This window comes from Xanthomonas sp. NCPPB 3583, assembly GCF_041475715.2.
GTDB lineage: Bacteria > Pseudomonadota > Gammaproteobacteria > Xanthomonadales > Xanthomonadaceae > Xanthomonas > Xanthomonas euvesicatoria.
The window spans coordinates 1,271,965-1,287,249 of record NZ_CM191263.1 but is presented as its reverse complement, the minus strand read 5'-3'; the positions used below and the strand labels follow the sequence as shown (position 1 = coordinate 1,287,249).

The following is a 15,285-nucleotide window of genomic DNA, read 5'->3' as shown; positions in this document are numbered from 1 at the left end:
AAACCGCCGGCATGATCGCCGGCGGTTCGATAGTGCTCCACCAAAACGCCGATCAGAAGTTGGCGCGGAACTGCGCACCCACGATGCGCGGGTCGTTGATGAAGCCGGTGAGGTTGTTGAAGTCGATCGCACCGGTCACGCGGATCTGATTGGTGCAGTTGCGGCAGAACACCGACAACTCGTACGCACCCGCGCCCCAGTTGTAGCCGATCTTGGCGCCACCTTCGACCAGCGGCTGGCCGGTGAATTCCTTGGAGTCGTACAGGAAGAAGTTCACTTCACTGCGGTACGACCAGTCCGTGTAGAAGAACAGCTCGCCGTCGTTGCCCATCGGAATGCCGTAACGCAGGGTGGCGTTGGCCATCCACTTGGCTGCCTGCGGCAGGTCGTTGCCGTCGATCACCGCACGGCCGGCCGCGTTGATCGGGTCGGTGACCGTGCAGGTACGGCAGATGCCCACCGACAGGTTCGGGTCGTCGATGCGGGTCCAGTTGTAGGCGCCGCCGGCGGTGACGCGCAGGTTCTGGGTGAGCAAGGCTTCGAAATCGAACTCCGCGCCGCGGGCCTTGGTCTTGTCGGCATTGAGCAGGCGGATGTCGTTGGACGCGCCACCCACCGCCGTGAGCTGCTGGTTCTTCACGCGGAAATCGTAGATGTCAAAGCTCAGGCGCGCGCGGTTGTCGAACAGGTCCGACTTGATGCCGACCTCGAACGAGTCCACCGTCTCCGGCTCGGCCACGGTCAGCGGCGCGGTGCCCGACGGCACGCCGAAGCTGGCGCCGCGGAAACCGCGTGCGGCACGTGCGTACACATTGACGGCGTCGTTGATGGAGAACGTAGCCGCCAGATCGCCGGTGACCTTGGAGTTGTCGGTCTCGCCGCTGGACGGTTCGACCAGCGTGACGCGGTCCAGCGCCAGCACGTCGAAGGTTTTCTTGTCGTAGGTGTAGCGGATGCCGGCGCGCAGGCTCAACCGATCGGTGGCCGCGTAGTTCAACGAGCCGAACGCCGCCCAGGAGGTATTGCGCTGGCGGGTCAGCTGATAGCTGGCCAGATCACCGCCGCTGAGGGTGTTGTAGGTGTAGTTTTCGCCTTCCACATCGTCGTGGAAGTAGTACAGTCCTGCCTGCCAGTTGAGCGGGCCGTCGTACTGCGATTCGGCGCGCACTTCCTGGCTGTACTGGTCCAGGCTCTTGATGCCGCCGGCGGTTTCCACCGGGAACGGAATCACGCCCGGGCCCGACGGCGGCGCGAACACCGCGCCGAAGCCACCGTCGATATCGCCGCGGCTGTAGTACTTGCCGATCCCTTCGTAGGCGGTGATCGAGTGCAGCGCGATGTCGCCCAGGTCCCAGGTCAGGTTGGCGCTGCCGCCGTAGGTCTGCAGTTCCTGGCGGTTGGCACCGTCGATGAAGGATTTTTCCGCATCGAAGCCATCCACCAGCTGATTGGTACCGGGCTGGATGATGTTGGCGCGGAACAGGCGCGCGGTGCCGTCCAGATGGCGCGCATGCGCATTGAACAATGCGCTGAAGTCGTCGCTGGCCTGGTACAGCAGCTGCAGGCGCACGGCCGAATCGGTATAGCCTTCCAGGTCGCGGCCGTCGCGGTTTTCCACCCAATCGTCGCGGCGCTGGCCCAGGGTCGACAGACGCGCTGCCCAATGGTCGCCCATCGCGATGCTCAGGCCGCTTTCCAGGGTCATGGTGCCGTAGGTGCCGTACGACAGGCTGGCGTAGCCGTCATTGGCGCCGATGGTCGGCTTGACCGAATTGAACTTGACCACGCCTGCCGGCGTGTTGCGGCCGAACAGCGTGCCCTGCGGGCCGCGCAGCACTTCCAGGCCTTCCAGATCGAAGATCGGGAAGCCCTTCAGGAAGGCGTTTTCCTGCACCACGTCGTCATAGATCAACGACACCGGCTGCGAGGCGTAGGTGTTGAAGTCCGTATTGCCGTAGCCGCGGATGTACACGCGCGGGAACACACGGCCGTTGGACGATTCGATGTTCAGGCTGGGCGCCTTGCCGGCCAGCACGCGGATGTCCGAACCGCTGGTGGAGATGGCATCCAGGAACTCCGGGCGCAATACCGATGCGGAAACCGGCACATCCTTGGAGTCTTCCGAACGCCGCTCGACCGTGACCTTGACCGCATCCAGACGCACGACGCCGTCGTCGCCGGGCGCCTGCTGGGCAGCGGCATGGAGCGGAAGAAGGGAAACGACGGCAACGGCAAGCGCGCTGATCTTGAGCGACCGGCTGGCGGACATGGGAAGAACTCCGGATTCTGGTGGCGGGGCGGCCCGGCCTGCGTGCCGCGGTGCAACAGAATTAACACGATTTACACAATTATGGCAGGGCGCGTGCGAAAAAGTTTCCAGAATTCGAAATAGCGTTCGAATTAATGCAACACGGCAGTGCGTTTTACACGATGGCGAAAACGGAGGCTCGTTAGCGACGCTGGTCACGCTGCCATTTACTGCGCTGTGGTGGCCAGCGCCAATCACTTGGGGGCGAACAACATCGATCAATGGCATCGGGAATGACCATCCAGCGTGGACACACGCCGGACTGAAACGCAGATGTTCCGGGTTCTACGCGCATGCCTGGAAGAGCTGATGCGGAGCAGATCCGGCTAATGCGGGCAGCGCGACGCCGGCTCCGCATCGCCACCAGGGGTGCCCGACCGACGCAATGCCGCTATCGCACACCAGCACCAGTGAAGTGCCTCGCACGCCAGGCATGTGTCGCGTGCATCCACGCGCGCCAACACCCTGCGCAGGCCTATCCAACCTCGGCAACCGGCGCCGGCACCCTGACCCACCCCTCCATCAACACCCGCGCACTGCGGCTCATCAGCGCCTTGGTCACCTGCCACTGGCCCTCGACCAGCTGCGCCTGCGCGCCGACGCGCAAGGTGCCGGATGGATGCCCGAAGCGCACCGCCGAGCGCGCCGCACCGCCGGCAGCCAGATTGACCAGCGTGCCCGGCACGGCTGCAGCGGTGCCGATCGCCACTGCTGCAGTGCCCATCATCGCGTGATGCAATTTGCCCATCGACATCGCACGCACCAGCAGATCGATTTCGGCCGCGTGCACCGGCTTGCCGCTGGACGCGGTGTAGTCGGCCGGCGGTGCCACGAAGGCGACCTTGGGCGTGTGTTGCCGTGTCGCGGCGTCTTCCACCTTCGCAATCAAACCCATCCGCACCGCACCGTGCGCGCGCAATGTCTCGAACATAGTCAAGGCGCGCGGGTCGCCATTGATGGCGTCCTGCAGCTCGGTCCCGGTGTAGCCCAGGTCGCGCGCGTTGACGAAGATGGTGGGAATGCCCGCATTGATCAGCGTGGCATCGAGCGTGCCCAGCCCGGGAATTTCCAGTTGATCGATGACGTTGCCGGTGGGAAACATCGCCCCGCCCTCGCCTTCGGCATTGTCGGCCGGGTCGAGAAATTCCAGCTGCACTTCGGCTGCAGGAAAGGTCACGCCGTCCAGTTCAAAGTCGCCGGTTTCCTGCACCAGCCCATCGGCCATCGGCACATGCGCCACAATCGTCTTGCCGATATTGGCCTGCCAGATGCGCACCGTGGCCACGCCATCGCGTGGCACGCGTGTGGGATCGATCAAGCCGCCGGCGATGGCGAATGGCCCCACCGCCGCCGACAGATTGCCGCAGTTGCCGCTCCAATCCACGAACGCGCTATCGATGGACACCTGCCCGAACAGGTAGTCCACATCATGCCCATCGCGCGTGCTGGCCGACACGATCACGCTCTTGCTGGTGCTGGAAGTGGCACCGCCCATGCCATCGATCTGCTTGGCATACGGATCCGGACTGCCGATCACCCGCAACAACAGCGCATCGCGTGCAGCGCCCGGTTGCTGCGCGGCCGCGGGCAGATCCTGCAGACGGAAAAACACGCCTTTGCTGGTACCGCCGCGCATGTAGGTGGCGGGGATGCGGAGTTGGGGAGCGAATGCCATGCATGTTCCTTGGAAACGACGTGCGGACGTGATGTGAATAATTTTGCGTAATGCATCTGTACGGCCTGGCGAAGGTCGCCATGACAGTCGCAGGCACGCCTTGCTGCTCATGTCATAGTGGCAGTTGCGTCTGCTCCGGCATGAGCCCCTCAGGTCGCAATGGCCAAGATCCGATGGGTACATAGCGATACGGTCGCCCACCGCCTTCGACCAATAGCACCTCGGTGGCGTGCCAGGTGATGGGCACGATTGGCTGGTTGAGCTTACCGGGCGCGGCATAGCTGATCGTTATGTGTGGCGTGTGTCCGCCCCCGCCATGCAGGCCTTCCGCACACAGCGCTGCTGCGATGGCAGCCTGCAATGCAACGAAGGCAAATGGCGTGCCCTCTGCCCGGAATGCCCAATGCACCGGGTCGGTTCCGCCACTGGTGATCCGGTTCAAGCAGAACGTCACTGCCTGAGCATCGAGACGATCGCCCGCGCGCAGCATTGCGGCACGCGCAGCCGACCCTTCAAACCGATCCGAAACCGATTGATGCCAGTTGCCTGGATCGAAGTACGCCTCACCAAGCAGTGCATCCAGGCGGTGTGCAGCCACGACACCGGCCATCGCTTCAAGCACCTGCGGTGGCGGCTTGAGCATGAAGATCAATCGCGAAGAATCGGCCATGGTGCTGCCCTATGCGGCCTTGTTTGCCTCAAGAAAATCCTGCGCAAACCGCTGCAAGACGCCACCGGCTTCGTAAATCGACACTTCCTCTGCAGTATCCAGGCGGCAAGTCACCGGCACCTGCAGTTGCTCGCCATTGCGCCGGTGGATCGACAACGTCAGCGTGGCGCCGGGCGTGCGCTCACCCACCACGTCGAAGGTTTCGCTGCCATCGATGCCCAGGGTCTTGCGATCGGTGCCCGGTTTGAACTCCAGCGGCAGCACGCCCATGCCGATCAGGTTGGTGCGGTGAATCCGCTCGAAGCCTTCGGCGACGATCACTTCCACACCGGCCAGCCGCACGCCCTTGGCCGCCCAGTCGCGCGAAGACCCCTGCCCGTAATCGGCGCCAGCGATGACGATCAGCGGCTGCTTGCGCGTCATGTAGGTTTCGATCGCCTCCCACATGCGCAGCACCTGGCCTTCCGGCTCCAGCCGCGCCAGCGAGCCGGCCTTGACCTGCCCATCGACCACCGCCATTTCGTTGATCAATTTGGGGTTGGCGAACGTGGCGCGCTGCGCGGTGAGATGGTCGCCGCGATGGGTGGCGTAGGAATTGAAGTCCTCCTCCGGCACGCCCATCTGCGCCAGGTATTGCCCAGCCGCGCTGCCGGCCATGATCGCGTTCGACGGCGACAAGTGGTCGGTGGTGATGTTGTCGCCCAGCACGGCCAACGGGCGCATGCCGCGTAGCGTGCGCGCACCGGCCAACGCGCCTTCCCAATACGGCGGACGCCGAATATACGTACTGGTCGGGCGCCAGTCGTAAAGCGGGTTCACGCTGATCCCCTGCCCCACGCTGCGCTTGAACATCGGGTCGTACACGCTGCGGAAGTGTTCCGGCTTGACGCTGCGCGCCACCACCGCGTCGATCTCGGCATCGCTCGGCCACAGGTCCTTGAGCGTGACCGGCACGCCGGCGGCGTCGATGCCCAACACATCCTTCTCGATATCGAAGCGCACCGTGCCGGCAATGGCGTAGGCAATCACCAGCGGCGGCGAGGCGAGGAACGCCTGCTTGGCATACGGATGGATGCGCCCGTCGAAATTGCGGTTGCCCGAAAGCACCGCCGTGGCATACAGATCGCGATCGATGATTTCCTGCTGGATCGCAGGATCCAGCGCCCCGCTCATGCCATTGCAGGTGGTGCAGGCAAACGCCACGATGCCGAAGCCCAACTGCTCCAGCTCGCCCAGTAAGCCGGCCTCTTCCAGGTACAGCTGCACGGCCTTGGACCCCGGCGCCAGCGAGCTCTTCACCCACGGCTTGCGGGTCAATCCGCGTGCATTGGCGTTGCGCGCCAGCAAGCCGGCAGCGATGACATTGCGCGGGTTGGAGGTATTGGTGCACGAGGTGATCGCTGCGATGATCACTGCGCCATCGGGCATATGCCCCGGCACCTGCTCCCACGCACCGGCAATCCCACGATCCGCCAGCTCGGTAGTGGCCACGCGTTTGTGCGGATTGGATGGCCCAGCCATGTTGCGTACCACGCTGGCCAGATCGAACTGCAGCACGCGCTCGTACTGCGCGGTGGCCAGATCGTCTGCCCATAGGCCGGTATGCCGCGCATAGGTCTCCACCAACGCGACCTGCGCATCGTCGCGACCGGTCAAGCGCAGGTAATCGATGGTTTGCTGGTCGATGTAGAACATCGCCGCCGTCGCACCGAATTCCGGCGTCATGTTGGAAATGGTCGCGCGGTCGCCGATGGTCAGTGCGCGTGCACCATCGCCATAAAACTCGAGATACGCGCCGACCACGCGCTGCGCGCGCAGGAATTCGGTCAATGCCAGCACGATGTCGGTGGCGGTGATGCCCGGCGCCGGCCGGCCGGTCAGTTCCACGCCGACGATGTCCGGCAGGCGCATCCACGAGGCGCGCCCCAGCATCACGTTTTCCGCTTCCAACCCGCCAACGCCAACCGCGATCACGCCCAGCGCATCCACGTGCGGCGTATGGCTGTCGGTGCCCACGCACGTATCCGGAAACGCCACCCCGTCCAGCGTGTAGATCACCGGCGACATTTTCTCCAGATTGATCTGGTGCATGATCCCGTTCCCCGGCGGAATGACTTCCATGTTCTCGAACGCACGCTTGGTCCATTCGATGAAGTGGAAGCGATCGGCATTACGCCGATCTTCCACGCTGCGATTCTTGGCGAACGCCTGCTTGTCGAAGCCGGCGTATTCCACTGCCAGCGAGTGATCCACGATCAACTGCACCGGCACCACCGGATTGACCTGCGCCGGGTCGCCGCCCTGCTCGGCAATGGCATCGCGCAAGCCCGCAAGATCCACCAGTGCGGTCTGGCCCAGGATGTCGTGACACACCACCCGTGCCGGAAACCACGGGAAATCCAGATCGCGCTTGCGCTCGATCAATTGCCGCAGGTACGCCTCCAGCAGTTGTGGCTCTGCCCGCCGCACCAGGTTCTCGGCATGCACGCGTGCGGTGTATGGCAAGGTTGCATACGCACCGGGCTGCAGCGCATCGACGGCGGCGCGTGCATCGAAGTAATCCAACGAGGTGCCCGGCAAGGGCTTGCGGTACTGGCTATTCATGGCTGGCGATATCGAAGCGGGCGGGGGGAAATCGGGAATCGGGAATCGGACTTGGCGTTGCAGAGGTTTGCAGGTCTTGCTGCTGACCTGGCTTGCGAGGTCCGATCGCCTTCATGGAAGGCGACCGAAACCCAGAAATCAGCGGCTGCGCAAAGCGTCCTCAGCTGCGCTGATCCAGCGGCACGAACACCTGATCTTCCGGCCCGGTGTAATTGGCCGAGGGGCGAATGATCTTGCCGTCCATGCGCTGCTCGATGATGTGCGCGCTCCAGCCGGCTGTGCGCGCCAGCACGAACAAGGGGGTGAACATCGCCGTCGGCACGCCCATCATGTGGTAGCTCACCGCACTGAACCAATCCAGGTTCGGGAACATCTTCTTGATGTCCCACATCACGCTCTCCAAACGCTCGGCGATGTCGTACATCTTGCGGCTGCCCTGCTCATCGGACAGCTCGCGCGCCACCTCCTTGATCACCTTGTTGCGCGGGTCCGACACCGTGTACACCGGATGTCCAAAGCCAATCACCACTTCCTTGCGTTCCACCCGCGCCTTGATATCGGCTTCTGCTTCGTCCGGGGTGTCGTAGCGCTTCTGCACTTCGAACGCCACTTCGTTGGCGCCGCCATGCTTGGGGCCACGCAGCGCACCGATGCCACCGGCGATGGCGCTGTACATATCGCTGCCGGTCCCGGCAATCACGCGGCTCGCAAAGGTGGATGCATTGAATTCGTGCTCGGCATACAGGATCAGGCTGGTATGCATCGCGCGCACCCACGAATCCTTGGGGGCAAAGCCGTGCAGCAGGTGCAGGAAATGGCCGCCGATGGAATCGTCGTCGGTCTCCACCTCGATGCGCTTGCCGTTGTGGCTGTAGTGATACCAGTACAGCAGCATCGAACCGAGCGAGGCCATCAGTTTGTCGGCGATGTCGCGCGCACCCGGGTGGTTATGGTCGTCTTTTTCCGGCTGCAGGCAGCCCAGCACCGACACGCCGGTGCGCATCACATCCATCGGATGCGCCGACGGCGGCAACTGTTCCAGCGCAGTTTTCACCGCTGCCGGCACACCGCGCAGCGAGCGCAGCTTGGCCTTGTAACCGCGCAGCTCGCCGCTGTTGGGCAGCTTGCCGTGCACCAGCAGGTACGCGATTTCTTCGAACTCGCTGGTGGTGGCCAGATCGAGAATGTCGTAACCGCGGTAATGCAGATCGTTACCACTGCGCCCCACCGTGCACAGGGCCGTGTTACCGGCGGCAGTGCCGGACAGGGCAACGGACTTTTTCGGCTTGAAACCAGCAGTAGCAGTGTCGTTCATGCGATGAGCTCCCAAACTGTGTGGTGTCGCGGTGTAGCGTGCGAGGTGGCAATGAGATGATCAGCAGCGCGCAATCATGCGCCTTTGCGCGCAAACAACGCATCCAGGCGCTGCTCGTAATCGTGATAGCCGATGCGTTCGTACAGCTCTTCGCGCGTCTGCATGCTGTCCAGCACGCCCTGCTGATGACCGTCGCGCCGAATCGCGGTATAGACCGCCTCGGCCGCCTTGTTGGCTGCGCGAAATGCCGACAGCGGAAACAGCTGGATCGCCACGCCAGCCTGCGCCAGCTGGTCGCGCGTAAACAACGGGGTCTTGCCGAACTCGGTAATGTTGGCCAGCACCGGCACGCCTACCGCATCGACGAAGCGCTTATAGGTGTCCAGGTCGTAGGCAGCTTCGGCGAAGATGCCGTCCGCACCCGCTTCCACGCAGGCGATGGCACGTTCGATCGCCGCATCCACGCCTTCCATCTGGATTGCATCGGTGCGCGCAATCAGGAAGAACGCCGCATCGGTCTTGGCATCGGCCGCGGCCTTGACCCGATCCACCATCTCGCCCTGGCTCACGATCTCCTTGCCCGGCCGGTGACCGCAGCGTTTGGCGCCCACCTGGTCTTCGATATGGCAACCGCCCGCGCCGGCCTTGATCAGCGACTTGATGGTGCGCTCGATATTGAACGCGCTCGGCCCGAAGCCGGTGTCCACGTCCACCAGCAGCGGCAGCTCGCACACGTCGGTGATGCGGCGCACGTCGATCAATACGTCTTCCAGCGTGTTGATGCCCAGGTCCGGCAACCCCAGCGACCCGGCCGCCACGCCGCCGCCGGACAGGTAGAGGGCCCGATAGCCGGCGCGCTGGGCCAGCAGCGCATGGTTGGCATTGATCGCGCCGATCACCTGCAGCGGCGATTCGGCAGCCAGTGCAGCGCGAAACCGCGTGCCAGCAGAGGGAGTGGACGAGGACGTCATGGCGGTTCCTTGGATGGGATCCACCGTACAGGCGCAAGCACCATGCCAAGTACAAGTCGTTGATTTGATGACAATCCCACACGCCAATTGTTGCAAAAATGCAACGACTGATCCACTATGAAACATCATTGAAACGCGACACCGTCATGCGCCCCCCTGCCCCTCCGGAAACCGCAGACGCCTCCTTGCCCATCATCTGGACCGTCAGCGTCTCGCGCCTGACCGGCCTGCTGGCCGATGTCATCCCCGAGTTCGACCAGCGCGCGCGCATCGAGCAGATCAACCTCGGCTTTGCCGAAGCGGTCGAGGTCATCGGCCAGCGCGAGCGCTGCGACGCGCTGGTGGCCGGCGGATCCAATGCGGCGTACCTGCGCAGCCGGCTCGCGCTGCCCTTGGCGCCCATCCAGGCCACCGGGTTCGATCTGATGGAAGCGCTGGCGCGTGCGCGCCGCATTGCGCCACGCATCGGCGTGGTCACCCACGCCACCGATGTGCCGTCGTTCCGCGCGTTTCAGCACAGCTTCGATCTGGAGATCGAACACCGCCGTTTCGTCACCGCCGAAGACGCACGCGACTGCATCGCCGATCTGCGCGCCAGCGGCATCCAGGTCATTGTCGGCACCGGCATGGCGATCGACTTCGCCGAGCAGGCCGGGCTGCCTGGCGTGCTGCTGTATTCGGCCGATTCGGTGCGTCATGCGCTGGAACAGGCCATCACGCTGGGCACCGCTCCAGGCATCGATCGCGTCGCCGGCCGTGCCGCCCCGCGCCGCGCACGACGCGCCGACGCCCTGCTGGGCGAAGACGGCGCAATGCGGCGCGTGCGCGAGCTGGTGCAGCTCTACGCACCGCATACCGGCACCGTGTTGATCAGCGGGGACACCGGCACCGGCAAGGAACTGGTCGCAAGACAACTGCATGCCGGCAGTCGTCGCCGCGGCCGTTTCGTGGCGATCAACTGTGGCGCCATCAGCGAATCGTTGCTGGAGGCGGAACTGTTCGGCTACAGCGACGGCGCCTTCACCGGTGCACGTCGCGGCGGCCACACCGGCCTGATCGAAGCCGCGCAGGACGGCACGCTGTTCCTCGACGAAATCGGCGAATTGCCCGTGCCGTTGCAGACCCGGCTACTGCGCGTCCTGGAAGAACGTGAAGTAGTGCGTGTCGGCGCAACGGTGCCCGTTGCGATCGACGTGCGCGTGGTCGCCGCCAGCCTGCAGGACCTGCAGCAGTTGGTCGAACAAGGCCGCTTCCGCCGCGACCTGTTCTATCGTCTTGCCGCGCTGCGCATCGCACTGCCTCCGTTGCGCAATCGCCGCAACGACATTGCGTTGTTGCTTGCGCATTATTTCCAGCAACTCGGCAGCATCGCATCGCCGTTATCGCCAGCGGCATTGCAACGCCTGCAACAGCACACCTGGCCCGGCAACGTGCGCGAACTGCGCAATCTGGTCGAACGCCTGTGCATTCACTGGAAATCCCAACCGCACGACAGCCTCAGCCTGGAGCAACTCGAACGCTGGGCGCCGGAATTATTCGATACGCATTTCGGCAACCACGAAGCACCGCGTGAGCTTGCCGATTTGGCAACCTCTCGCCTGCAGCTCACTGCCACCGCAGTCCGCGCAGCGCTCGACCGCGCCAACGGCAACCGCGCCCTTGCCGCGCAAGCGCTCGGCGTCTCGCGCACCACGCTGTGGCGCTGGATGCAGGCGCAGGCGGTGGCATCGCGTGCATAAGGCAAGCGCGAACTCGCGCGGCTGACCAGGCCACACATGAATGGCATGCACGCTCGGCGCATGAATGCCCGAGCCACGCTGATCGCGATATGGGCGCACTCAGAACGACACGAGGCAGCGATCTGGTGAAACGATCAACTCGCCGACCGCAAACGCCGCGCGCCTTCATCGCATGCCTTTGAAAAGCGTCTCGCCGTCACTTGACCCGCGTGTACTCGGTATCGCCCGTGCTCAACTTGCCGGTCGCCTCATCGATCGCGTAGTTGACCGTGCCGACCCCGTTGGACACCTGCAGCACGCCCTTGGTCAGCAGCGCCGGATGGTTGCGGGTCTTGACGCCATTGCCGAACAGCTCCGGCTGGGTGTCGCGAATGATGAAACTCTCGCCATTGTGCTCGATGCTCAGCACATTCTTTTCCGACTTCACGTTGACCCACTTGCCCACGTACTGCTCGCCAACGTCGCGCGCGCACCCGGCCAACAGCAATGTCGCAACCAGCGCACTTCCAAGCAGCGTCTTCATCGCCACTCCATCTCGATCCGGGGCCTTGAAGGATGGCAAGTCCCTGTCGAGCTCGCAAGGCACCGGCCTTAGCGAAAAGTGCTTAAATGCAGCGTCTGTCGCCAATAGTGCCGAACGCCGTTCTCAATTAAGCATGGTGATACCAGCACCGGAGCCAGTTGCTCTGGCAGTCGATAGGCCAAGCAAACTGTGCAGCGCCCAGTTCAACGATGAATCTGTGTCGTCAAAGCGCTGTCGGGATCGAGCAGATGGATCGCGTCGTTGATGAGTAACAGTTGTTCATTGAGAAAAATCATCTCGCTGACTGTCAGACCCTGCATTCCAGCAACAAGATCCAGCTGCCGCCACCGAAGCGGCAACTTTGCATTCCCGAAATTCCAGTCGTCCCTACGATGGGCATATGCGTTGCGCAAGGCGCGCAGCAAGACAACGGCGGGCTCACTTTGATAGCTCCGCTTGGGGCCTGATGCGCATACCTTCACATGGCATCAGAGATGTCGACGATTGCTTGACGCGCGGTATATCGAACCACTTCCTGCGCACGCTCGCGCCACTGCTCCGGGTAGACCTTAAAGGTCCAGTTCACGCCAGGACTGGGAATGGCTCGGTGGCAATGTCGTCGCCGTCGAGAATGAGCTCAAAGGGGACCCCTGCATCCCCCGCCTCCCGCATGTAGCGGAAGCCAGCGATCGCATGCCATACCGCCGAGTTGGCGGCGGTGACTGCCTGTATCGCTGCATCGAAAGGTGACTGCCGCGTAGTCATATCACCAAGCCTGTGGCTGATGCCCTGCAACTACGAAAAAACCGGCTTTCGCCGGTTTTTGTTTGACTCTGAATTCATGGTGGGCGGTACAGGGTTCGAACCTGTGACCCTTGCCGTGTGAAGGCAATGCTCTACCGCTGAGCTAACCGCCCGGTGACGCGAGCCGCACATTATAGGGCAGCGGCGGCGGTCGTCAACAACTGTTTACCTGCCCTCTTTCACGCCAGCCAGATCGCACCTTCATCGCACAGGTCTGCCGCGATGACCTAGCAGCTTCACCGCGAGCCTCACTGGCGTCTTGCCGTGCCCCTGGCGCTTACATCGTATGCGTCGGCTTGTCCGAGGTGGTCAATCCGGCCAGCAGCGTCTCGATCTTGTTGCGTACCGCCTCGCCTTCCGGGCCGTCGGGGAACTGCACGCCGATGCCGGCGGCGCGGTTGCCCTGCGCGCCGGCAGGCGTGGTCCAGATGACCTTGCCGGCGACCGGCAAGCGCTCGCTGGAGTCCGGCAGGGTCAGCAGCAGGAAGACTTCGTCGCCCAGCATGTAGCGCTTGGGCGTGGGCACGAAGATGCCGCCGCCTTTCACGAACGGCATGTAGGCGCTGTAAAGCGCTGGCTTGTCTTTCAACGCCAGCGACAAAATGCCTTGGCGTGCATTCATTGCACTCATCGAGTTCCCCTAGAACGTGGCTGGCGCTCTCCCTCGCGCCAGGACAGCAATAATTCCGTCACTGCCAGGTCGGCGCGGACGGTGGTGCGCAGCAGATCGCGGGTGCGGTTGGCAGCGTCGAACCAGGTCGCCAGCTTGTGCAACCGCGATGGATCGGTCAAGCCGGCCGATGCCTGTGCCAATGCCAGATCGGCGGCATGGCGCAGGCGCTGGTCGGCCTGGCCATCGCTGGTCCAGCGCTGCGCGACATCGACTGCGCCGGCGCGGCCACTGGCGATCTGCTCCAGATCCTGCGCGACCGCACGCCGCACGGCCAGGCCGTCTTCGCGCAACCACTGCGCGGCCAGGCCGGGGTGGCCGCGCGCGGCGTCCAGCGCTTCCTGCGCGGCGCGCTCGCTCACGCCTTGCGACAGCAGCCAGGCCAGTGCCTCGTGCGCAGGCGGCAGCTTGAATTCCAGGCGCTGGCAACGGCTGCGGATGGTCGCCGGCAGACGCGCCGGTTGCGCGCTGATCAACCACAGGTAGCGCCCCGGCGACGGTTCTTCCAGGGTCTTGAGCAAGGCATTGCAGGCCGAGCGATTGATCGCATCGGCCGGGTCGACGATCACCACCTGGGCGATGCCGTACTGCGGGGTCAGCGCGAGCTTCTGCGAAATCTCGCGCACCTGCTCGATGATGATCTCGGTACGCAGTTTGTCGCCGGTGCGATTGGGAATGAACGAGACCAGTTGCAGGTCCGGATGGGTACCGGCGGCAATCAGCTGGCGCGTGCGCTGCGCCAGCGTCGGGTCGGGCGAGGCGGCCAGGACGTGCTCGGCCAGGGCCAGGGCGACGGCACGCTTGCCCAATCCTTCCGGGCCGCAGATCAGCAACCCATGTCCAAGCCGCCCCGCATCCAGCGCAGCCACGGTCTGGTCGAAGGCGCGCTGCTGCCAGGGCGAAAATGCGGCGGTCATGGCGTGGTCTCCGTCTGCGGCGTACTCGGCAGGCGGCGGCGCTGCAGATAGCGCGCCACCGCTGCGTTATGTTCGGCCAACGTGGCCGAAAACGCGTGCGCGCCGGTGCCATCGCCCACCGCCACGAAATACAGCGCCTCGCCGGGCGCCGGCCGCACCGCCGCCAGCAGCGCCTCGCGCCCCGGCATGGCGATCGGCGTCGGCGTCAGGCCGGTGCGGGTATAGGTGTTGTACGGCGTATCGGTGGTCAGGTCGCGGCGACGGATATTGCCGTCGTAGCTGCTGCCGATGCCGTAGATCACGGTGGGGTCGGTCTGCAGCTTCATGCCCAGCTGCAAGCGGCGCAGGAACACCCCGGCAATGAGCGGGCGCTCGGAGGCCAGCGCCGTTTCCTTTTCGATGATCGAGGCCAGGATCAATGCCTGCTCCGGCGAGACGAGCGGCAGGTTCGGGGCGCGCTGCTCCCAGGCCTGTGCCAATGCTTTGTCCATGGCGGCGTGTGCGCGCTTGAGTACATCGATGTCGCTGTCGCCACGCTGGTAGACATAGGTCTCCGGCAGGAAGCGCCCTTCCGGATGCTGCTTGGCAAATCCCAGGCGGGCCATCAGTGCCGCATCGTCCAGCGCATTGATGGAATGTTGCAGCGGCGTGGCGGTCGCCAGTGCGGCGCGCAGCTGACGGAAATTCCAGCCTTCCACGATCGTGAAGCGGTACTGGATCACCCGTCCCTGGCGCATGCGCGTCAGCAGTTCCCGCGGCGACAGCGCTGGCGACAGCGCGTATTCGCCCACCTTGAGCTTGCCGGCCGCATCGACCTGGCGCGCCAGCAGCTGCCACTCCAGCTCGGCGCCCTGCACCAGGCCGGCAGCGCGCAGCTTGCGCAATGTGGCCTTGAGCGAATCGCCGGGCGCAATCACCACGCTGGGCGCGCTCGCAGGCACGGGGGTATCGGCGAAGTGCAGGTAATGCCGCCACGCCACCACGGCGGCAATCGCCAGCAGCGCTGCAAGCAGCAATGCCGTGCCCAGCACGGCCAGACATCCGCGTTTGCCAGTCACCGCCACACCCACCTCGTCATTGCCCCTGCGC

The 15,285-nt window shown here is 64.2% G+C and carries 11 protein-coding genes, 1 tRNA gene and 1 pseudogene; 1 reads left to right on the top strand and 12 read right to left on the bottom strand.

From position 1 onward, the window contains the following. Nucleotides 1-52: 52 nt before the first annotated feature. The 6 genes from ACCQ07_RS05870 to prpB all read right to left on the bottom strand — a co-directional run bounded on the left by ACCQ07_RS05870 (nucleotide 53) and on the right by prpB (nucleotide 9,543). Nucleotides 53-2,269, bottom strand: a complete 2,217-nt coding sequence (locus ACCQ07_RS05870; RefSeq protein ID WP_372363887.1) for a TonB-dependent receptor — start codon at nucleotides 2,267-2,269, stop codon at nucleotides 53-55. A gap of 514 nt (nucleotides 2,270-2,783) precedes the next feature. After that, the gene (prpF, locus tag ACCQ07_RS05865) at nucleotides 2,784-3,983 is read right to left on the bottom strand and encodes a 2-methylaconitate cis-trans isomerase PrpF (RefSeq protein ID WP_372165482.1); all 1,200 of its coding nucleotides are present in this window, start codon (nucleotides 3,981-3,983) and stop codon (nucleotides 2,784-2,786) included. Between the two features lie 112 nt (nucleotides 3,984-4,095). Then, nucleotides 4,096-4,653: a hypothetical protein gene (locus tag ACCQ07_RS05860; RefSeq protein ID WP_008571588.1), complete on the bottom strand. Its 558-nt coding sequence runs from the start codon at nucleotides 4,651-4,653 to the stop codon at nucleotides 4,096-4,098. A gap of 9 nt (nucleotides 4,654-4,662) precedes the next feature. Next, the gene (gene acnD, locus ACCQ07_RS05855; RefSeq protein ID WP_372165479.1) at nucleotides 4,663-7,257 is read right to left on the bottom strand and encodes a Fe/S-dependent 2-methylisocitrate dehydratase AcnD; all 2,595 of its coding nucleotides are present in this window, start codon (nucleotides 7,255-7,257) and stop codon (nucleotides 4,663-4,665) included. 160 nt (nucleotides 7,258-7,417) lie between these two features. Then, a complete protein-coding gene (prpC, locus tag ACCQ07_RS05850; RefSeq protein ID WP_014089551.1) occupies nucleotides 7,418-8,572 on the bottom strand; it encodes a bifunctional 2-methylcitrate synthase/citrate synthase in 1,155 nt (384 codons plus the stop codon). A gap of 74 nt (nucleotides 8,573-8,646) precedes the next feature. After that, entirely contained in the window at nucleotides 8,647-9,543 is an 897-nt protein-coding gene (gene prpB / locus ACCQ07_RS05845) for a methylisocitrate lyase (protein ID WP_029818833.1), read from the bottom strand. A 128-nt stretch (nucleotides 9,544-9,671) separates the two neighbouring features. Here prpB and prpR point away from each other — a divergent pair, with 128 nt between their 5' ends. Then, nucleotides 9,672-11,282, top strand: a complete 1,611-nt coding sequence (prpR, locus tag ACCQ07_RS05840; RefSeq protein ID WP_372363884.1) for a propionate catabolism operon regulatory protein PrpR — start codon at nucleotides 9,672-9,674, stop codon at nucleotides 11,280-11,282. Between the two features lie 196 nt (nucleotides 11,283-11,478). Here the strand turns inward: prpR and ACCQ07_RS05835 are convergent, their stop codons facing one another. The 6 genes and pseudogenes from ACCQ07_RS05835 to mltG all read right to left on the bottom strand — a co-directional run bounded on the left by ACCQ07_RS05835 (nucleotide 11,479) and on the right by mltG (nucleotide 15,266). Beyond that, nucleotides 11,479-11,805 carry a hypothetical protein gene (locus ACCQ07_RS05835; protein ID WP_008571594.1) on the bottom strand — a complete coding sequence of 109 codons (327 nt, stop codon included), beginning with the start codon at nucleotides 11,803-11,805 and terminating at the stop codon, nucleotides 11,479-11,481. A gap of 203 nt (nucleotides 11,806-12,008) precedes the next feature. Then, nucleotides 12,009-12,570: pseudogene (locus ACCQ07_RS05830) on the bottom strand (hypothetical protein). Between the two features lie 77 nt (nucleotides 12,571-12,647). Then, a tRNA-Val gene (locus ACCQ07_RS05825) sits at nucleotides 12,648-12,722 on the bottom strand. A gap of 164 nt (nucleotides 12,723-12,886) precedes the next feature. Beyond that, the gene (locus ACCQ07_RS05820) at nucleotides 12,887-13,240 is read right to left on the bottom strand and encodes a PilZ domain-containing protein (protein ID WP_003483889.1); all 354 of its coding nucleotides are present in this window, start codon (nucleotides 13,238-13,240) and stop codon (nucleotides 12,887-12,889) included. Then, nucleotides 13,237-14,196, bottom strand: a complete 960-nt coding sequence (locus ACCQ07_RS05815) for a DNA polymerase III subunit delta' (RefSeq protein WP_008571599.1) — start codon at nucleotides 14,194-14,196, stop codon at nucleotides 13,237-13,239. Before ACCQ07_RS05815 ends, ACCQ07_RS05820 begins: the two co-directional genes overlap by 4 nt. Next, nucleotides 14,193-15,266, bottom strand: coding sequence for an endolytic transglycosylase MltG (mltG, locus tag ACCQ07_RS05810; protein ID WP_008571600.1), 1,074 nt, complete (start codon nucleotides 15,264-15,266; stop codon nucleotides 14,193-14,195). The genes ACCQ07_RS05815 and mltG overlap by 4 nt, the downstream gene beginning before the upstream one ends. Between the last annotated feature and the right edge of the window lie 19 nt (nucleotides 15,267-15,285).